Raw genomic sequence first — 20,504 nt, 5'->3', positions numbered from 1 at the left:
GCATGAAAAAAGTAGTTACGTTTGGAGAAATCATGGGGCGACTAAGCCCTCCAGGTTATGGAAGAATCGTTCAGGCACAATCGCTCAATTTGACCTTTGGAGGAGGAGAAGCCAATGTTTCTGCCGCTTTAGCCCATTTGGGAATTCCTGCAGCTCATGTGACTAAATTCCCAGATCATGAAATGGGGCATGCCGCCACTGCTTATTTCAGAAAAGTAGGTGTGGACATGCAATATGTCCGCTATGGAGGTAATCGCTTAGGTTTATATTTCACTGAATTTGGAGCCGCTATGCGCCCGAGTAAGGTAGTTTATGACCGAGCAGATTCTTCCTTTGCCCATTTAGATCCCAAAGAATTTAATTGGAAAGAAATCTTAAAAGATGCCCAATGGTTTCATTGGACGGGTATTAGTCCAGCTATTTCTGAATCGGCTGCTCAAGCGTGTAAAGAAGCCATCAAGGTTGCCAACGATTTAGGAATCACCGTTTCTGCCGATGTCAATTACCGAAAAAACTTATGGCAATACGGCAAATCGGTACAAGAAGTCATGCCTGACTTAATTGCGGGATGTGATATCATTGTCTGCGGAAAAGGCGATGCCGAAGATATTTTGAACATAGTTCCAGATGGCATTACCAAAAGCGGTTGGGAATCTGTTTGCAAGCAAATCATGGCTCATTTTCCTCGAATTAAAAAAATCATCAATACCAAAAGAGGTCAAATTTCTGCTTCTCAAAACACGTTGTCGGCCACTTCTTTCAATGGCAAACAAGTATTAAAGTCGGAAACAGTAGAAATTAGTCAAATAGTAGATAGAATTGGCGGGGGTGATGCTTTTATGGCTGGATACATCTATGGAAATTTAGTTCTGAAAGATGAAGCTCAGTCATTATCTTTTGCGGTAGCAGCATCCGCATTAAAACATACGATCGAGGGGGATATTAATTTAGCCAGCCTGGATGAAATAGAAACCGTCATGAAGGGAGACCTGACAGGACGCTTAAAACGATAAACATGGCAAGAAATTCTTCCGAAGTTGTATACCAACGCATTCAAGAGACACCTATCGTCCCTTTATTTTTTAATGCTGATTTATCCATCGCTACCAGCGTATTAAAAGCTTGTTACGATGGTGGCATCCGTGTTTTTGAATTTACCAATCGAGGCAAAGAAGCTCCCTATATTTTTGCGAAAGCGATGGAATATGTGGAGAAAGAATGTCCAGAATTGGTATTAGGAATTGGGACCATTTATGATGCCAAACAAGCCCATGAGTTCATTCAAATGGGGGCAGATTTTATGTTACAACCATTCACAACCGAAGCTGTTGGGGAGGTTTGTGGCAAATACGACATTCCTTGGATGCCGGGGACAATGACCTTGACTGAAATCCGCCAAGCGGAAATTTGGGGTGCCAAAATTGTTAAAATATTTCCAGGTAATGTGGTCGGTCCCGCTTTTGTCAAAGCATTAAAAGGCCCTATGCCCAATACCCAAATTATGGTGACAGGTGGAGTAGAGCCAAATAAAGAGAGTTTGAGTACTTGGTTTAAAGCAGGTGCTGCCGCGGTAGGAATGGGTTCTCAATTATTTCCAGCTGATTTAATTGCTAAAAAAGATTATCAAGCTATTGAACAAATGATTGCCCAATTAATAACAACTTACCGAGAACTGTAACTCAAACAAAACCTCTTACTATGGAAATTGGAAAATACCGTTGGAAAATTTGTGCATTGCTTTTCTTTGCCACCACCATCAACTACCTAGACAGGCAAGTGATTGGTCTATTAAAACCGGTTTTAGAAGACCAATTTAATTGGAGTGAGACAGATTATTCCAACATCGTTATTACCTTCCAAGCCGCCTATGCGATTAGTTTATTAGGGTTTGGGGGAATTATCGATCGAATTGGGACCAAATTAGGTTATACTATTTCCATCATTGTGTGGAGTATCGCGGCTATGTTGCATGCTTTGGCAACAGGTACATTGAGCTTTGCGTTCATGCGTGGATTATTGGGTTTGGGTGAAGCAGGTAACTTTCCTGCCGCAATTAAGACTGTGGCGGAATGGTTTCCAAAAAATGAACGAGCATTAGCCACGGGCATTTTTAATTCTGGCGCCAATATCGGAGCCGTAGCCGCCCCTATTTTAGTACCTTGGATTTTGGGTGTTTATGGCTGGGAAATGGCCTTTATCGCTACAGGAGCCATCGGATTTATTTGGTTAATTTTCTGGTGGTTATATTATGAAGTACCTTCCAAACACAAGGAATTATCACAAGCTGAATTCGATTATATCCATGCTGATAAAGAAGAAAAAGATGAAAACCAAGAGCCTGTTAAATGGGCTAAATTATTTGGCTTCCGCCAAACTTGGGCTTTTTTCTTTGGAAAAATGTTGACCGATCCTATCTGGTGGTTTTTCCTTTTCTGGTTGCCTTCTTATTTCTCTGAACGCTTCCAATTGGATTTAAAGAAACCTAGCTTAGAATTAATCATTGTATATACTGCCACTACCGTAGGAAGTATTGGTGGAGGTTGGTTATCCGGTAAATTAATTAACCTAGGCTGGCCTTCTTTCAAAGCAAGAAAATTCACTATGTTAGGTTTTGCCTTGGCAGTAGTTCCTATTATGCTAGCTCGTTATTGTGATACTATTTGGCAAGCAGTTGCTTTGATTTCTTTGGCTGCAGCCTCTCACCAAGCTTGGAGTGCCAATATCTATTCCATTGCTACCGACATGTTTCCGAAAAAAGCGGTTAGTTCTGTGATAGGTATTGGAGGAATGGCTGGTTCTGTAGGAGGTATTTTCTTCCCTATGATCGTGGGGTCTTTATTAGATAAGTATAAGCTTTTAGGAAATATCAATGATGGTTATAACATCATCTTCTTGCTTTGCGGAAGTGCCTATATATTGGCTTGGGTAATTATCTATTCCTTAGCTCCTAAATTAGAGACAGCGAAAATTGATTAATCACAATTGAATACATGTATTAAGCGTGCTGAACAATCGGCACGCTTTTTTTATTTCCAAGACTGAAACAAATTGACTAGCTCTTGGGCAATGGCCTCTTTTGATTTCAGGCTAAGTGAATGACGTTCTCCTGAAGAAGTAAAGACATGAACTTGATTGGTATCCATGCCAAAACCAGCACCTAGCTCCTTTAAAGAATTCAGCACGATAGCATCCAGTTTTTTTCTTTGTAATTTATCCAAAGCATGAGCCTCTTCATTTTCTGTTTCTAAAGCAAAGCCAATCAGTTTTTGATGGCTTCTTTTTTGTGTCCCCAAAGTGGCTAAAATATCCGTCGTTTTTTCTAAGCTTATTTCTAAAGTATTTTCCTTCTTCTTGATTTTTTCGCTAGCCACTGTAACTGGCCGATAGTCTGCCACGGCGGCAGCCATGATGGTCCAGTCCGACGAGGGGAATTCCCGAAGACAGGCTTGCTCCATATCTTTGGCAGAAACAACCGGAATCCAATTAATCCCTGAAAATTTGGGCTTAAATGACATGGGGCCAGCAATGACTGTAACATGAGCTCCTTGTAAATAAAAGGCCTCCGCCAGAGAAATACCCATTTTGCCTGAGGAATGATTCGAAATATAGCGAACGGGATCTATCGCCTCCTGGGTAGGTCCCGCACTAATCAATACTTTTTCCCCTTGCCAACTTCTTCCTCTACCTACATTTTCAACAAGCTCTAAAAGGATTTCTTCTGGTTCTGACATTCTACCTTCTCCATGTAAACCACTGGCTAAAAATCCTGTATTCACAGATAAAATATGATTGCCAAAAGACTGCAACTTGGCCAAATTTTGTTGAGTAGAGGGGTGCTTATACATATCTTCATCCATGGCTGGGGCAATGAAGATTGGGCAACGGGCTGATAGATATGTGGCAATAACGATATTGTCACACAATCCGTTTGCCATTTTACTAAGTGTATTGCAAGTAGCTGGAGCGATGATAAAAGCATCTGCCCAAAGGCCTAATTCTACATGGTTATTCCAAACATTATTCTCATGGAAATCGATCCAAACTGGGTAATTAGAAAAGGTCGAAAGCACTAGTGGAGAGACGAAATCTTTGGCAGCCTGAGTCATAATAACACGTACCTCTGCTCCATTTTTTTTCAATAGACGAACCAAAAGTATCGCTTTATAAGCCGCAATACTGGCACTAATTCCTACGACGATTTTTTTACCTTGTAACATAGCATTGGAAAAGGTCGGCAAGTAACGAAATTTGCTTAAAATAAGGTAATTTTGAGGCCAAATTCGACCATGAAGATATTTGAAACAAAACAGGCATTACAAGATTTCATCGATGACCATCGATTGAAAAATGCGCTTATTGGATTTGTCCCCACTATGGGAGCCTTACATGAAGGGCATATATCGCTCATTGAAAAATCCAAACAACATGGGGTGGTGACAGTCTGCAGTATTTTTGTCAATCCTACGCAATTCAATGACCCTAAGGATTTTGAAAAATATCCTAAAACCATACAAGAAGACCTCCAAAAGCTTGAATCTGCTGGCTGTGAAGCTGTTTTTCTTCCTTCAGTAAAAGAGATGTACCCTGAAGGTATGCATCAGTTACCGCATTATCCATTAGGTAGATTAGAGGAACTCTGGGAAGGAGCGCATAGGCCGGGGCATTTTCAGGGGGTTTGTGTGATTGTGCATCGCCTATTGGAGGCAGTACGACCAGATCAATTATTTATGGGCTCTAAGGATTTTCAACAAGTGGCGGTCATTCGACATTTAATACGTCATTATCCGTTTGAACCTAAGATCCAACTGATTTCCTGTGATACCATTCGTGAAAAAAGTGGATTGGCCATGAGCAGCCGAAATGTTCGACTTAGTCCTGAACAAAAGACACAAGCCTTGGCCATTTATCATGGTTTTGACATGATTCGAAAGGCTTTACAAGAACAAACAAATAGTAGTGCCGAAGCATTGAAGCAACAATTTGCTCAACAATTATTGGATGCGGGCTTTGAATCCGTGGATTATATCGCTTTAGCGGACCCAACAAGCTTAGAACCTATTACTAATCTCTCTCAAACATTTGTTGTATTAGTTGCCGCTTTTATTGGTGGAGTCCGACTGATCGACAATCAATTATTCTCACATGAGCTATTTAAAAGAGTTTAAAAAAATCACGACACAGAGTTTACAAATCATGAAAAAGCAAGGAGAAAAAATCTCCATGCTGACTTGTTATGATTTTTCTATGGCCAAATTGCTGGACCAATCAGGTGTGGATGTTTTGCTGGTAGGAGATAGTGCTAGTAATGTGATGGCAGGTCATGAAACGACTCTACCCATTACCTTGGAGCAAATGATTTATCATGCGCAATGTGTTGTCAGAGGAACCAATCGAGCCTTGGTTATAGTGGATTTGCCTTTTGGTTCCTATCAATCCAACAGTGAGATTGCCCTATCTTCTGCCATAAGAATCATGAAAGAAACGGGAGCCCATGCCATCAAGCTAGAAGGGGGACAAGAGGTTATAGAAAGTATCAAAAAAATTGTGAAAGCAGGGATCCCGGTTATGGGACATTTAGGTTTGACGCCGCAAAGTATCTATCAATTTGGTTCCTATGGTGTTAGGGCCAAGGAAGAAGAGGAAGCTAATTTATTGGTAGAAGAAGCCAAGATGTTAGAGGCAGCAGGGTGTTTTGGAATAGTCCTAGAAAAAATTCCAGCCGATCTAGCCAAACGAGTGAGTAAAAGTCTTCATATCCCAAGCATTGGCATAGGGGCTGGAAAACATTGCGATGGGCAAGTTTTGGTCATGCACGATATGCTGGGTATAAACACAGAATTTAAACCCAGGTTTTTACGTCGCTATTTACATTTAGGAGACTTGATTCCACAAGCAGTGAAGAACTATGTCGCTGATGTGAAGAATCAAGATTTCCCCAATGAAGAAGAATCTTACTAGGCTAGACTAGACGGTTGGCTGCATTAGGAAACACAACAGTTGGCTGAAAAGTCTTAGCTGCTTCAAAGTCCATTACGGCATAGGAAATGATGATGACGATATCTCCTACTACGGCTTTTCTCGCGGCAGGACCGTTGAGGCAAATAATGCCCGATCCTCGTTCACCCTTGATTAAATAAGTTTCTATTCGTTCCCCATTATTGACATTAACTACTTGAATTTTTTCATGTTCTAACATGTTGGCAGCATCCATCAAATCTGCATCCATCGTTAGACTTCCGACATAGTCAATATTGGCTTCTGTGACAGTGGCGCGATGCACCTTCGATTTTAATATTTGTATCTGATACACAATTTTGGTTTTTGAGAGTGTGCAAATTTACGAAAAAGAAATATTTAACTTTGTTAACAAATCAAATGAATGATGGTACTTTGCTTGGATTTCGGTAATTCTCAATTAAAATATGCTTGTTTAGCAGGAGATCAGTTGGTGGATTGGGGAACGATAAAAGAAGCCAATTTTTTATCTATATCTTCCATTTGTCAAAATAAGCAGATTGATTCTATCATACTTAGTTCGGTGATAGACGTTCCAACAGATTTGATCAATGCCTTAAAAGATTTCGCGCCATTTCACCAACTCAGTTCTACCTCTTTGACACAGGTAAATTACAAGGAATACGATAAGACTACCTTGGGTGTAGACCGACTAGCTTTAGCAGAAGGCGCACAAGTTCTTTACCCTAATAGCAATCATTTGAGCATCTGTATGGGGACATGCATTACGTATAATTGGGTTGTAGATGGCCATTTTAAAGGAGGGGCTATAAGTCCTGGCCTAATGATGCGGACGAAGTCCATGCATGATTATACAGCACATTTACCATTAATTTCTCCGCAAATGGACTTCCCTTTGTTAGGACATTCTACTGTGAGTAACTTACTCGCTGGAACGATGTCTGGGATACGATTGGAGGTTCAAGGGTTTATTGAGGAAATGAGAAAACAGGACCCAAAATTAGTTGTTCTTATTTGTGGTGGGGATGCCCCTTTTTTTATCCCTAAGTTAAGGGCATTTGATGTACAATTTGAAGCTGAGTTAATTTGGAAAGGATTAGCTGCATTGGCGAAGTTGAATTAACAACGCAACAACGCTGTCAAGGTTTAAAACCTTGACAGCGTTAAGGAAATTCCAATTCAAAATTTAACCATAGCTTAACGCTCCTCTAACATAATCAACTGGTAATCAACGTAGTTTTGAGATAGAAAAACTGCGCAGCATGAGCGTTAACTACCAACCCACCTACAAAACCATCGTTATTTCCGATTTGCATTTAGGAAATAAGGGTGCCAAAGCCAAAGAAGTTAATGAATTTCTGAAAGCTTATTCCTGCCACCAACTCATTCTAAATGGAGATATCATCGACGGATGGCAATTAAAAAAGGGAGGCGAATGGAAGAAAAAACATACCGGCTTCTTTCGTGCTGTATTAAAAATGATGGATCGCTGGGATACAGAAGTGATTTATCTCCGAGGTAATCATGATGATTTTCTTGATCAAATCATTCCATTGAAAATAGGTAAGCAGTTCTCCATTCGAAGAGATTATACCTTAAAATCATTTGGTAAAAAATATTTTATCATCCATGGCGACATCTTTGATAGTATTACCAGTCAAATGAAATGGTTAGCCTATCTAGGAGACATTGGTTATACTTTTTTATTATGGATTAACAAATGGTACAATTACCATCGAGAAAGGCAAGGGAAACCTTATTATTCCTTATCTCAAACCATCAAACAAAAGGTTAAAGCTGCCGTCAATTTCATCTCTGATTTTGAAGAAAAACTGGTAGAATTAGCCATCGCTCAAGAGGCTGATGGCATTATCTGTGGTCACATCCACAAAGCAGAAATCAAACAAATCAAAGGGGTTTCTTACATGAATTCGGGTGATTGGGTAGAATCATTAACGGCCTTGGTAGAAACGCACCAAGGAGAATGGCAAATTCTCCAATATCCAGATTTTGATTTAAAAAAAGAATTAAAAGAAATTTTAAGCGACCAAATGACCCTCTAATATGGGAAAGTTTATATTTACTGTTCAAGGTGAAGGAAGAGGTCATTTGACCCAAGCCATTTCCCTTAGTCAAATGGCTCAAGAAGCTGGTCATGAAGTGATTGGTTATGCTGTTGGTTCCACCAATAACCGCAAAATCCCTAGTTTTTTTACTGATTATATTGGAGATAAACCTCTTTTACAGTACGAAAGTCCCTCCCTCTGTTATGGAAATGGGAAGGCTGTGCAAGTAGGAAAAACGGCCTTACAGGCTTTCTCCAAATTTAAAACTTATTGGAATAGCGCCTCGGAACTAGCCCATTTCATCGAAGAAAATAAACCTGATGGAATCATTAATTTTTATGAATCCATCACTGGCCTCCACCAATGGAGAACAGGGGCTAAGATTCCGTGCTTATCTATTGGTCATCAATACTTATTATTAAATAGGCATTTTCAGACCATTCCTGAAAAGAAACTAGACCAATTTTTTCTCAATCTAAACACTCGAATCACGGCCATTGGTTCAAAGAAAAGGTTAGGTCTTTCCTTTTTGCCTTTGGAAAATGATACACAAAGAAATATCGATGTGATTCCTCCTTTATTAAGAAAAGAGGTGAAAGAACTGAAATCTATACCTGGTAAAAGTTGGTTAGCCTACCTAACACACTATCGGCTTGCCGAGGATATCATGGCATGGTCCAAACTGAATCCAGACGTTCAATTAGACTGTTTTTGGGATCACCCTATTCACAAAGAAATCTTCGCATATTCTACCAACTTGACTTTTCATCCCATCAATGCGGAGCTGTATTTGGAGAAAATGTCCCAGTGTGCTGGGCTCATTTCAACAGCAGGATTTGAGTCAATTGCCGAAGCCATGTACTTGGCCAAACCTACCATGATGGTTCCTGTACCCAATCATATTGAGCAAATGATCAACGCATTTGATGCCTCCCAGTCGGGTGCTGGTTTAGCGGCTACATCCTTTGATTTAACTCTTTTCAAAGACTACCAAAAAGAGCACCAAACGGATTATTCAACCTATCAGCATTGGATTCAAGAATCATCGCGTTTAATGGATATACATTTACGAGAGCTCATTCAACCTGATCGTGAGAAAAAAAGTGCTTGGAAATCACTATTTACCAAGCGAATCAACTGGACTTTACCAAAAAATAACGGAGGTCTATCTATGCCAAAAATTTAATTTACCTGCAATTTTTGTTCCATAATTCCCCCATTTATAGGCCTTTACCATTTGGTTATTACATGGCAACATTTCCTTGTTATTGGCAACAAAAAAAACACAATTACATGATTTTCAGGAAAAACTAAGGTAAAACTAAAATAGGAAATTTGGGTAGAAATCAAGACTCAACCACCCTATGAATAGAAGGTCTCTACTACACACCTTAGGTTTAGTTGCCAGTTCACTTAGTTTGCCTTCCATGGGAATGGCGAAAACTTCATCCTCCAAAAATTCTAAACCTTTTCGTATTGCCCACATCACGGATGTGCATATCATGCCACTGATAGGTGCTGCCAAAGGTCTAGAAAAATGCCTAACCCACATCCAAAATTTACCCGACAAACCTGACTTAATTATCAATAGTGGGGATGCCATCATGGATGCACATCGAGGTGGGCGTAGGATTGCTGAAAAGCAGTGGAAACTTTGGAATGATGTGTTATCACATACTTTATCTACTCCCATTATTCAGTCCATTGGGAACCATGATATTTGGTGTAAAAATGAAAATCCACAAAGCATCACAGATGGAAAAAAGTGGGCATTAGATGAACTAAAAGAGGATAAATGCTATACTTCAAAAGACCTAGGTGTATGGCACTTACTTAGTTTAGATAGCATTAGCCCTAATCAAGATGGTCAATGGTACACTGGGAAAATCGATGAAGAGCAAATGGATTGGCTTAAAAATGAATTAGCCAATATTCCTCTATTTAAGCCTGTCATGATTGTCTCTCACATCCCAATTCTTTCCGCATGTATCTTTTTTGATGGAAAAAGATTTGAAAAAAATCAATGGACTGTTCCTGGCAGATGGATGCACGAAGATGCCAGTGAACTAAAAGACTTATTCTTAAAATACCCGAATGTCAAATTAGCCATAAGCGGACATATTCATTTACTAGATCGTGTAGAATACAATGGGGTTACCTACTGCTGTAACGGTGCCGTAAGTGGTGCTTGGTGGTCAGGAGATTACCAACAAACTAAACCGGGTTATGCCATGATTGATTTATATCCAGACGGCCGTTTTACCAATACATATACAACATATCAATCTTAATTAGACTTTATGAAACAAATTACGTTAAATACCGGAAAAACTATTGGTGAGGGAAGTCCTTGCTATGTAATTGCTGAAATAGGAATCAATCACAATGGTTCTTTGGAAATTGCTAAACAATTGATTGATGCTGCTGTAGAAGCTAAAGTTAGCGCCGTCAAATTTCAAAAACGTACTCCTGAAATATGTGTACCAAAAGACCAATGGGAAATTGTAAGAGATACTCCTTGGGGTAAAATGACCTACATTGATTACAAGAGAAAAACCGAATTTGGGATTTTGGAATACTCGGAAATTGATAATTATTGCAAATCAAAAGGAATAGATTGGTTTGCCTCAGCTTGGGATGAACCTTCAGTCGATTTCATGGAACAATTCAATCCAGTAATGTACAAATTGGCTTCGGCTTCATTAACAGACGATTCTCTAATTCGTAAAATATGCGCTACAGGAAGGCCTATCATGATTTCAACAGGGATGTCTCGCATCGATGAAATTAGTTTTGCTGTGGATTTAATCAGAGAATATGGTGATTACCCTTTAATGATAGCTCATGCCACATCTGCCTACCCTTGCAAACCAGAAGAATTGAATTTGCGTATGATTAATACCCTTAAAAACATGTATCCAGAATATATCATAGGCTACTCTGGACATGAGACAGGATTAAGTACAACGGTATCTGCAGTAGCCATTGGGGCTCAATTTGTGGAGCGTCATTTTACCTTGGATCGTGCCATGTGGGGATCTGATCATGCAGCCTCTGTGGAGCCACAAGGCTTTGTTCGATTAGTAAAAGATATACATGATACAGAATTATCCTTAGGAAATGGTATCAAACAAGTTTACGAAAGTGAAATAGGACCTATGAAAAAACTGCGTGTTAATATCACGGAAAACAGATTAGTAGACATGCTTTAACAAATGAAATTGCTAGATGTCACTATTGTTTGTTTTACTTTACTCATTCTAGGAGTTTTACTATTAATCTGGTTTGAAAGGAAATACCCTTATCGTAAGGGTATTTCCTTTTTTAGAGAAGGATTCTGGACCGATTTACTGGCTTATGCCATCGTTCAAAGCTTTCTACTTAAAATTTTGATATTTGATTTCATCATTGCCCCCATTCATCATTCCATTCCTGAGAAATTCTTTTTTTCTGTAAGCAATTGGCCAATAGGATGGCAATTGGCCTTCTTCATCTTTTCTCATGACCTCTATATATACTGGTTTCACCGCTGGCAACATGCTAGCAAAGTGTTATGGAGAACTCATGAGGTGCATCATTCTAATCAACAAATTGATTGGATCGCAGGAGCTAGATCTCATTCCATAGAAATTATCATCAACCAAACCATTGAGTTTCTCCCCATTATCATATTAGGAGCAGACCCTATGGTTATACCTATTAAAGGATTAATTGATGGATTATGGGGCATGTTCATACATGCTAACATTCGAGTTAGTCTTGGAAAACTAAAGTACATCATCAATGGCCCGGAGTTTCACCTTTGGCACCATGCCAATCATCGTGAAGTCTTTCACGCAAATTTTTCTACTAAATTTAGCTTTTGGGATGTGATTTTTGGAACTTTATACGAAAGCCCAACTCAACCAAGTTCTTGGGGCTTATATTATAAATTTCCTAAGAATTATTTCGCACAGCATTGGTATGCTTTTTACCGATGGACATTTGAACCTTGGGAAAAAAAGCAAGAAGACTCATGATTAAACCTTGGCTGTATTTATTCATTGCATCGATTTTTGAAACAGGCTGGACCTATTCTTTAAAATATATGAATTTTGAAAAATTCAAACTTGCATGGAGTCAACATTCCCCTTTATCCATGGCATTTTTAACGGAGCTTTTCCCCTTTTTAGGCTATATTATTTTTGGAATTGCCAACATCTACTTCCTTTCCGTATCATTAAAAGATATCCCAACAGCCACAGCCATAGCTGTATGGACCGCATTTTCTTTGGTCCTCATCAAAATTACCGATGTATTCTATTTTAAAACACCTACTAATTTCTTAGAAATAGCCTTTTTAAGCCTGATTGTTATCGGAATAATCGGTCTCAAACAGTTTTCTGCGACTAACTAATTATCCCTTGAGCTTCTAGAATTAGCTCGGCCATTTCTCTAAAACAACCTGCTCCTCCATTGGATTGCAAGATATTAGTCGCTACTTTTTTTACTTGATCTACAGCATCAGCAGGACAAAAAAATACCCCCACAAATGGCAAAACAACCAAATCATTGACATCATCTCCGATGTAGGCAATATGCGAAGGCTGCAAATCGTATTTTTTTAAAATTTCTGCTAATACTCTTTCTTTATCTTTAATACCTAAGTGCAATTCTGATATTTGGAGTTTCTCAGCTCTTTTAACTAAGGAAGGGGAGACTTCGCCCGTAATAATTCCTGTTTGGATTCCTCTTAATTTACGCAATCGCTCGACCCCCATACCATCCCTAATATTGAATTTCTTCAATACTTCACCTGCCTCTCCATAATATACCCCTCCATCCGTCAAGACCCCATCACAATCTGTCAATACTAACTTAATGGTATCTAATTGCATCATATATAAAATTAAATCGCTGTAAAACCACCATCAACCACCAAATTAGCCCCAGTCATATAGGCAGAGGCATCGCTAGCCAAAAAAAGTAAGGCTCCCGCATAATCAGAGGACTTAGCCATTCTTTTTAAAGGTGTCTTTTGAATATATTGTTGAATAAAATAATCGGATTGTCCGTTTTCTACACCTCCTGGTGATAATGTATTTACCCGAATCCCTTTCTCCCCCCAATAGGCCGCTAAATATCGAGTAAAATTTATTACGGCTCCTTTCGTGGTAGGATAAGCCGGAGTTTTATAAAAAATTTGTCTGCCTTCCGCATCTTTATACAGTCCTTGATCTGGACCTACAATACCATACGTAGACGCAATATTGATGATACTCCCCCCCTTTTCCAACATCAATTGACCCATTTTTTGGGAAACCAAAAACATGCCCATGACATTCACTTCCCATGACTTTTTAAACATAGATAGTGGATAATTTTCAAAAGATGATAAAGCTAACACATTAGCAGAATCTTGGAAATGGTCGTTGATAGCTGCATTGTTCACTAAAATATCTACATGTCCAAATTGGTTTTTCACCCAGCTGGCAGCTAATTGAACAGATTGTTCAAAACGAATATCCATACCTAAACCAATGGCTCCATTAGCCAACGTATTAGCAAATTCTTGGCACTCTGTCTCATTCAAATCCGCCACAATAACTGTAGCTCCTGCATGAGCTAATGCTTTACAATGCTCTTTCCCTATCAAACCTAAAGCACCTGTAACTAAGGCTATTTTGCCTTGTAAATCAAAAAACTTCATCTAGTTTAATTTAGGCTTAATGTTATGATCCGTAACTTTTCTAAAAACAGCTTCTAATACCCCTCCTTTCAATACTGATTTTACGGTATTCAATTCAATTGCGGCCTTTAATCTGGGTAAAATTTCTGCGTATGCCTCCATGGTATAGGCTAAATCTTCCTGACTATGGCTGTACGATATATTATGAAATCCGCCCCACAAAATACCTTTTTGCAATAATTCCTGTTGCATAAATGTCTTCAACTCCAGGGAATCTTGCCCCTCGGCAGTGTAAGTAAGCATGGTCCGACAAGGATATCCAACGCATGAACTTATGTGACTCATGCCTAAATCTGAAGTCAATTGATTATAAGCGTTTTGAAGCCATAGTCCTTTTTCTTCCAATACGTTAGGAACGTCATGTTCTTTCATAAATGAAATAGTCGCTTTAGCGGCGGCTAAAGATAAGGTCTCTCCTCCAAATGTGGTGTAAGAAAATACCTCATCATCAAACAATTGCATCACATCCTTTCTACCCGTTAAAATAGCCAATGGCATACCGTTAGCGCATGCTTTAGAAAAAGTAGCTAAATCAGCTTTCACCCCAAAATATTCTTGAGCCCCACCCAAAGCAATTCTAAATCCAGTCCACATCTCATCAAAGATGAGCAATGTGCCATTGGCTTGACACAATGCAGCCAATTCCTTCAAAAAACCTTCCTTGGGTTTTTCAAAAATAAATGGCTCTAGAATGACACAAGCCACCGTTTCATCCAAAGCTTCACGGATACTATCTATATCATTAAAGCCAAATGTAAATGACAAATTTTTAATACTTTCTGGAATCCCTTTTCCTCTGGATGTAATCCCAATATACCAATCATGCCAGCCATGGTAACCACAACAAAACACTTTATCTCTACCCGTATAGGCCCTAGCCACCCGAATAGCCGCCGAAGTGACATCGGCACCTGTTTTACTAAATTTTACAGCCTCAGCATTGGGGATGATTTCGGAAATTATTTCAGCTACTTCAACCTCCAATGGGTGCATCAAAGAAAAGGTGATACCTTCTTTCAACTGCTCTATGATAGCCTGGTCAATTTCAGGAATACAATACCCGATGGATAAAGGGCCTATTCCCATATTATAATCAATGTATTCATTTCCATCCACATCCCACACGTGTGAGCCCTTCCCTTTTTGAAGGTAAATAGGGGCCACCCCTTTAGAGAATTGCCCTGGACCTTTAGCTAAAGTTTGAGTAATGGGTTTCTGTACCTGCAATCCTCTTTGGTACCAAGATTGAGAAACAGAAATACGAGGTAAAGCTGCATTAAACTGAACTGTGTTTGGCATAACTTATTGATTTTCTTGAATAAATTTCGAAATACTTGTAACTAAGTTGGGAACATCGAATCCCTCAAATTCAACCACTTCCTGTAGACGAGCAGGACGAAACCAACGAGCATCTAAGGCCATTGCCTTCACAGGAATAGACCAATGATTGACTACTAAATTCTCTGCCACAATACTAAATAATCCACCAGTTAGAAAATGATCCTCTATGGTGACCAACAATTGTGTTTTTCCAATTAATGCCTTTAGCATATCCACATCAAATGGCTTTAGGCTTCTAACATTCACCAATCCAACATCATACCCCGCTTCTTGCAAGGATAACATGGCTTGATAACTGTTCTCAAACATAAAACCGTAGGTTAAAATGGTCACATCTTTCCCTTCTGCAACAATCTCTGCCTTACCTAGCTCGTAAATCGAATGTTTGTATTGATTAGCTGTGGTATTGATCCGCACATAACTTGGATTTTCGGTCTCCCAAATTGCTGGTAACATCTTCACTAAATCGTCCTCATCAGCTGGAGCAAACACTTCCATGCCAGGTATACCTCGCATGATGGCCACATCTTCAATGGCCTGGTGAGTAGGGCCATTCCCATCTGACAAAAAGCCAGGAATAAAACTGCTCATTTTCACTGGTAAATTAGGGATACCTATCGAGGTTCGAGTAAACTCAAATGCCCGCATAGTAAGAAATGCAGCCAAAGCGTGTACTATTGGCTTTCTTCCGCGCAAAGCTAAGCCAGCTGCTGCCCCCATCATCGTTTGCTCTGTGATTCCAGTATCAATAAATCTATCCTGCAATATGCCCGGTAAGTTTCGAACTAAAGCTCTATTTTCTGCCGTCATAACCACATATCGCTTATCATTGACGGCCTTTTCTTGTAATAATTGTTCGTATGTCATGATACTCAATTTTATCTAGCTACAATCGTTTGAGAAGTAATATCGGCTTGTTTGATTTGATGTAATTCATCCAGTAAATCCACTATTTCTTGTGAATTAAAATTGCAAAACCAACGGTCCGCTCGAGCCTCTATGGATGGAAGGCCTTTGCCCCGAACAGTATCACAAATAAGAATAGAAGGCCCTTGATTGGATTCCAATTGGGAGAATATCTCCTCCATTTGTTCGAAGTCATGGCCATTGATTCGGTACGTATGCAAGCCAAAAGCTTTACATTTATCTTGAAGTGGTTCCAATGGAATTAGCTCTTCCGTGGCCATATTAGCCTGAAATTGATTCCTATCGACAACAAAAATCAAATTGGATAATTGTTTGGCATGGGCTACTAAAAATGCCTCCCAACATGATCCTTCATTTAATTCTCCGTCACCAAGTATACAGACCACCCGATTATTCTCCTTTCTTAAACAAATCTCCAAGGCTACTCCAATGGCTACAGCTGGCAGCTGACCTAAAGAACCTGCATGAAATTCCACCCCTGGAATATGTCGATTGGGATGCCAATAAATATGGTCATGTACCGATAAATGATTTTTCAATCTTTCGGGAGCCAACCATCCTAATTCTACAAAAACACCATATAAGGCAGGCACATCATGCCCTTTAGATAAAAATAAATAATCTCTATTTTCATCATCTAAATGCTGTGCATCAATCTTTAAAAAGGACGTGTAGAGATAGGTTAAAATATCAACTGCCGACAAAGATGCGCCTAGAAAGCATCCACCCTCACTAGCCAATGGCACAATACGCTCCCTAACTCGTAAGGCGAAGTTTTCAAGTTCAATTCGTTTTTCTATATTCATGGTCCGTGTTAGTTTGCTCAACTCCAATCGTTCTTAATTCAGGTAAATGATTTCTATACCAATTCACCCCTGCATAAACTGAATTGATATCATAGATATATGGACGTTCCTGTAATAGAGCGAGGATATCATTCAAATTGAACAAAGAATTGATTGGGTATAAATGATGGTAAACCGCTTCTATGAATTCAAGATCTTCTGGATAATCTAATGTGAATCGATGACTCATATCATACTTCAATCCAGACTCCCATCCCCAATTACCTATTCTAAATAGACTTGGATTTTCCCAAAAATAGGGTGTGGTATGCTCTCTTTCTAGCGGGCGTTTTGCCTCCTTCCATGCTTTTTCCAAAGCAGAAAACGTCATCATTTCAACATCATTTCCATCTGGATACGAAGCAGGATGCAGGTTGCTAACAAAGTCAAATTCCCCTTCATGTAGAAAACAATAATCAAAAACTTCATCGATTATTTGAGGGTCTATCAAAGGGCAATCGGAAGGAATTTTAACAATCCAATCTGCTTCATAGTCTTTAGCTGCTTGATAGTGTCTGTCTAACAGATCGATGAGTGATCCTCTAAATACGGGGAAACCATATTTTTTAGAAATTTCCACGATTGCATCATCTTCAGGCTCTAAAGATGTTATGACCACAATCTCTGCTTTTCTTTGAATACCTTGGATACGCTCAAGTTGATGAATTAATATCGGCTTATCCAATACGGGTTTCAATACCTTATTCGGAAATCTACTAGAACCTGTTCTGGCTTGAACCAAAATCAGCAATTTGCTATTCATAGCCTTTGTCACATTTTTCAAACCAAGGAGTATATTGAGCTACATATTGATTCCCTTTACCATTAAATTCGATGTACTCCCGACAAATATTTGCTATATTTTCAGCAGAGGTCCCTTCATTCTGAATGGGCATCAATTGATTCAATTCTTCGATATTAAAAAAAGAATATACTTTTTTACCCAGAGCTATACCCGTATAAACAACCGTAGAATATTGGGTGATCAATTCGCTACAATTAGCAATCATGTCATTCGTAGGCCCGTCTGTAAAAATCAACGTGTTTTCTGGACAAATGCATTTGATTTCTTCTATAGCTCTCGATTTATTTTCATTGGGATGAAGTTTAAACAACAGCCTTTTTTCTCCTGCTATTTCAACACATTTCCGTAAAAACTTTGTGCGATTTTCAAATCGAAATGTTTCTCTTATATCAGAAGTTGCTACCATCACATAATCAGAATAAGGAAAATCATTATCTAGAAATAGTTTCAAATGATCATAATTTGGGATTCCAGTCACTATTACCTTGTCGGAACTTGTTCCTTTTTCAGTAATGTAATTTTTATATCCCTCGGAAGCCGCACAATAAATATCACATAAATTGGACGTTCCATTCAGGGACGTTCCCATGGTCCAATACCTAGGCAATTGTAACTTTTGAATGAGACTACTCAATTTTGTAAAGGGGTCAATCATTCCTTCTTGAACCCAAATAGTCTTGGTGTCTTTAAACTTATTAGGGAATAATAAATCTGAACAAAAAACCACTAAATCGTAAGCATGTAATTCGGCTTTATCGTCAATATTCAAGCCCTGGGACATTAAGTAATTCTCAGCAATTCTTTTTAATGGACGCCCCATAATAGTCCCATTTAAAATCCCCCACTTTATAGCATATGATATGATTGTATCATCACTAAAAAATTGACTAAAGTAACAATCATATTCTGTCAGATACATAGAAATCTTGTGCATCTGAATGGTTTGATTCATGGAACCTGTTAAAAACAATATCTTTTTTCTATTAGCCATGTATAACCTAACTGTAAAGTAAATGTAGGAAGCTAACTTGGTTAAATGTGAGGCAAAAAACCGATTTAATAATTATGTAATATTTTAAAAAAACAACCATAATATTAAGTGTTCAAAGCGCACGAAATTCACTTATTGCTTAACATGAATGAAGCTTTCTCTTAATCTAGCAAAAACAAAAAGGCCGAGTAATACTCGGCCTTTTGTGTAACGAATTTCTAATTTTAGCCATTAATTATTTGATCAACCACATCTGATCATTGATATCATCTGTGCCGTTAAATTGACTTTGAATGGCTGCTTTATAATTAGTAGCATTCGTTGTTCTTTCTGTAGTTGGATAAATCCATCTAACCGCAATTCTATTCGAATTTCCATTACCCACGCCCGCATCAAACTTAGGAAATCCAGTTCTTCTCCAGTTGAAATATGCCTCCATACCTGAATTCATAAAGAATGCCAAATATTTTTGAGAAACGATCTGTTGAATGGCCTTCGAAGCATCATATTTCACACTGGCTTGTGCATAATAATCAGCAAAAGAGAAGTCTACATTGTAGTTAACTTGATCTGCCGCTGCCATGGAACCTGTTTTAGAATAAGTCATCGTGTTTACACCATCTTTGATGCCATAAAATGCCTGAGAAGCTTGAATACCTTTCTTATACCAATCCTCAGCTGAACCTGTGGCCCAACCTCTAGCAATACCTTCAGCGATGTTAAAACATAGTTCAGGATAAGCAGCTATGAAGGTGTTTTCTGCTGTATAATTTTTATAATAGCGATTTCTGTTTTGAAAAGAGTATTTACCTGGGGCAAATCCAGCACCATTATTCACACCTGCCTTATCCGACATATCAGCTAAATCTTCTGCAGAACTTGCTCCTAAAAAGGCAGAATAATCAGATGGTAATTTGCCAGATTTCAATTCAAAGCCAGCGGGCTCACAAGTAGCCATCACACGTGGATCCTTTAAACCTGATAATAAGTTGACATATGCCGCCGCCATATTTTGACGAGTTGCATCAAAACCAAAATTGTCTGGATTAGATGGATATTTATTGAAATTATTCCACTTAAACTCCAAATTATCAGCCATAGAGCTCAACAAAGGATATTTGCTAGGGTTACTGACCATTTCAGCAAATTTTGCCTTTACACCTAAATCTGTGTCCGTATCTTTCTTAGATAAAGAAACTAACACGCGTAAACGATAAGCATTAACCGCCTTTTGCCATTTTTTCAAATCTCCATTATAATAGATATCTCCTGAAACAGTTTCCCCCTTGGCAATCAGGCTTGTTAAATCCGTATTAGCATCATCCAACCACTTCAATATTTGAATGTAAATGGCCTTTTGGGTATCATATTTGGGAGCAACCCCTTCAATACCCTTCAATGCATCTGTTAGAGGCAAATCACCTACACGCTTCGACATTTGATCATAGAAATAGGCTCTAAAAAACTTGCCTAAAGCAGAATATCCATTCACATCAGCCAATCCAGCACGCTTGGCCTCTTCCTCCATTTTCACTACGTTTTTTAAAGTAGTAAACTGATTAGGCATTTGTCCAAAGGTGTATTCATTGTTCGCATAATAATTGTAGTTCGAGCAATAAAACTGGTTCCAACGCATTTCAGCACTAAAAGGACGACCGTTGTCATTGAACATACTATACGCTACTCCTTGGAAAACCAAAGAAGCAGGAACATGCACAGGTTTGTTGGAATCAATTTCCAACTGATCAAAAGGTTTTTCACAGCTACTCAAAGTGACCATCAAAAGGCCAAAAAGAGCAATGATATATTTATTCATTTTCATATG

The 20,504-nt window shown here is 38.8% G+C and carries 22 protein-coding genes; 12 read left to right on the top strand and 10 right to left on the bottom strand.

Annotated elements, in window-relative coordinates; all coding sequences use genetic code 11:
* Positions 1-2: 2 nt before the first annotated feature.
* From EWU23_RS08615 to EWU23_RS08605, 3 genes are read left to right on the top strand one after another with little or no spacing between them, the layout of a single operon-like run.
* Positions 3-1,013, top strand: a complete 1,011-nt coding sequence (locus EWU23_RS08615) for a sugar kinase (protein ID WP_166230880.1) — start codon at positions 3-5, stop codon at positions 1,011-1,013.
* 2 nt (positions 1,014-1,015) lie between these two features.
* Positions 1,016-1,678, top strand: coding sequence for a bifunctional 4-hydroxy-2-oxoglutarate aldolase/2-dehydro-3-deoxy-phosphogluconate aldolase (locus EWU23_RS08610; protein WP_166230877.1), 663 nt, complete (start codon positions 1,016-1,018; stop codon positions 1,676-1,678).
* 20 nt (positions 1,679-1,698) lie between these two features.
* On the top strand, positions 1,699-2,976 hold the full coding sequence (locus tag EWU23_RS08605; RefSeq protein WP_166230874.1) for an MFS transporter: 1,278 nt from the start codon (positions 1,699-1,701) through the stop codon (positions 2,974-2,976).
* A 50-nt stretch (positions 2,977-3,026) separates the two neighbouring features.
* On the opposite strand, the gene coaBC is transcribed toward EWU23_RS08605, so the two are convergent.
* Positions 3,027-4,217, bottom strand: a complete 1,191-nt coding sequence (coaBC, locus tag EWU23_RS08600) for a bifunctional phosphopantothenoylcysteine decarboxylase/phosphopantothenate--cysteine ligase CoaBC (protein ID WP_166230871.1) — start codon at positions 4,215-4,217, stop codon at positions 3,027-3,029.
* Between the two features lie 69 nt (positions 4,218-4,286).
* Here coaBC and panC point away from each other — a divergent pair, with 69 nt between their 5' ends.
* On the top strand, positions 4,287-5,165 hold the full coding sequence (gene panC, locus EWU23_RS08595) for a pantoate--beta-alanine ligase (protein WP_166230868.1): 879 nt from the start codon (positions 4,287-4,289) through the stop codon (positions 5,163-5,165).
* Complete coding sequence (gene panB / locus EWU23_RS08590) at positions 5,143-5,958, top strand: 3-methyl-2-oxobutanoate hydroxymethyltransferase (RefSeq protein WP_166230865.1); 816 nt, start codon at positions 5,143-5,145, stop codon at positions 5,956-5,958. The genes panC and panB overlap by 23 nt, the downstream gene beginning before the upstream one ends.
* A 1-nt stretch (position 5,959) precedes the next feature.
* On the opposite strand, the gene panD is transcribed toward panB, so the two are convergent.
* Positions 5,960-6,310, bottom strand: coding sequence for an aspartate 1-decarboxylase (gene panD / locus EWU23_RS08585; RefSeq protein WP_166230862.1), 351 nt, complete (start codon positions 6,308-6,310; stop codon positions 5,960-5,962).
* Positions 6,311-6,379: 69 nt separating this feature from the next.
* On the opposite strand from panD, the gene EWU23_RS08580 reads away from it, so the two are divergent.
* From EWU23_RS08580 to EWU23_RS08550, 7 genes are all read left to right on the top strand, one after another.
* On the top strand, positions 6,380-7,099 hold the full coding sequence (locus EWU23_RS08580; protein WP_166230859.1) for a type III pantothenate kinase: 720 nt from the start codon (positions 6,380-6,382) through the stop codon (positions 7,097-7,099).
* A 139-nt stretch (positions 7,100-7,238) separates the two neighbouring features.
* On the top strand, positions 7,239-8,039 hold the full coding sequence (locus EWU23_RS08575; protein WP_166230856.1) for a UDP-2,3-diacylglucosamine diphosphatase: 801 nt from the start codon (positions 7,239-7,241) through the stop codon (positions 8,037-8,039).
* Between the two features lies 1 nt (position 8,040).
* A complete protein-coding gene (locus tag EWU23_RS08570) occupies positions 8,041-9,228 on the top strand; it encodes a glycosyltransferase family protein (RefSeq protein ID WP_166230853.1) in 1,188 nt (395 codons plus the stop codon).
* Positions 9,229-9,406: 178 nt separating this feature from the next.
* A complete protein-coding gene (locus tag EWU23_RS08565) occupies positions 9,407-10,333 on the top strand; it encodes a metallophosphoesterase family protein (RefSeq protein ID WP_166230850.1) in 927 nt (308 codons plus the stop codon).
* 9 nt (positions 10,334-10,342) lie between these two features.
* The gene (locus tag EWU23_RS08560) at positions 10,343-11,254 is read left to right on the top strand and encodes an N-acetylneuraminate synthase family protein (RefSeq protein WP_166230847.1); all 912 of its coding nucleotides are present in this window, start codon (positions 10,343-10,345) and stop codon (positions 11,252-11,254) included.
* A gap of 3 nt (positions 11,255-11,257) precedes the next feature.
* Positions 11,258-12,061: a sterol desaturase family protein gene (locus EWU23_RS08555; protein WP_166230844.1), complete on the top strand. Its 804-nt coding sequence runs from the start codon at positions 11,258-11,260 to the stop codon at positions 12,059-12,061.
* On the top strand, positions 12,058-12,438 hold the full coding sequence (locus EWU23_RS08550) for a DMT family transporter (protein WP_205753123.1): 381 nt from the start codon (positions 12,058-12,060) through the stop codon (positions 12,436-12,438). Before EWU23_RS08555 ends, EWU23_RS08550 begins: the two co-directional genes overlap by 4 nt.
* Here EWU23_RS08550 and EWU23_RS08545 read toward each other — a convergent pair.
* The 8 genes from EWU23_RS08545 to EWU23_RS08510 form a co-directional block, all read right to left on the bottom strand.
* Entirely contained in the window at positions 12,431-12,922 is a 492-nt protein-coding gene (locus EWU23_RS08545) for a KdsC family phosphatase (protein WP_166230841.1), read from the bottom strand. The genes EWU23_RS08550 and EWU23_RS08545 overlap by 8 nt on opposite strands.
* 8 nt (positions 12,923-12,930) lie before the next feature.
* Positions 12,931-13,731: an SDR family oxidoreductase gene (locus tag EWU23_RS08540; protein ID WP_166230838.1), complete on the bottom strand. Its 801-nt coding sequence runs from the start codon at positions 13,729-13,731 to the stop codon at positions 12,931-12,933.
* Entirely contained in the window at positions 13,732-15,069 is a 1,338-nt protein-coding gene (locus tag EWU23_RS08535) for an aminotransferase class III-fold pyridoxal phosphate-dependent enzyme (RefSeq protein WP_166230835.1), read from the bottom strand.
* Positions 15,070-15,072: 3 nt separating this feature from the next.
* Positions 15,073-15,978, bottom strand: coding sequence for a transketolase family protein (locus tag EWU23_RS08530; protein WP_166230832.1), 906 nt, complete (start codon positions 15,976-15,978; stop codon positions 15,073-15,075).
* An 11-nt stretch (positions 15,979-15,989) separates the two neighbouring features.
* Positions 15,990-16,844, bottom strand: a complete 855-nt coding sequence (locus EWU23_RS08525) for a transketolase (RefSeq protein WP_166230829.1) — start codon at positions 16,842-16,844, stop codon at positions 15,990-15,992.
* Positions 16,822-17,646, bottom strand: a complete 825-nt coding sequence (locus EWU23_RS08520) for a cytidylyltransferase domain-containing protein (RefSeq protein ID WP_166230826.1) — start codon at positions 17,644-17,646, stop codon at positions 16,822-16,824. Before EWU23_RS08520 ends, EWU23_RS08525 begins: the two co-directional genes overlap by 23 nt.
* On the bottom strand, positions 17,639-18,679 hold the full coding sequence (locus tag EWU23_RS08515; RefSeq protein WP_166230823.1) for a hypothetical protein: 1,041 nt from the start codon (positions 18,677-18,679) through the stop codon (positions 17,639-17,641). The genes EWU23_RS08520 and EWU23_RS08515 overlap by 8 nt, the downstream gene beginning before the upstream one ends.
* A gap of 235 nt (positions 18,680-18,914) precedes the next feature.
* Positions 18,915-20,501, bottom strand: coding sequence for a SusD/RagB family nutrient-binding outer membrane lipoprotein (locus EWU23_RS08510; protein WP_166230819.1), 1,587 nt, complete (start codon positions 20,499-20,501; stop codon positions 18,915-18,917).
* Positions 20,502-20,504 lie beyond the last annotated feature (3 nt).

The sequence above is a fragment of the Aquirufa beregesia genome (genome assembly GCF_011090385.1).
GTDB lineage: Bacteria > Bacteroidota > Bacteroidia > Cytophagales > Spirosomataceae > Aquirufa > Aquirufa beregesia.
The sequence above is the reverse complement of the archived record's forward strand: the minus strand, read 5'-3'. Positions and strand labels throughout refer to the sequence as shown.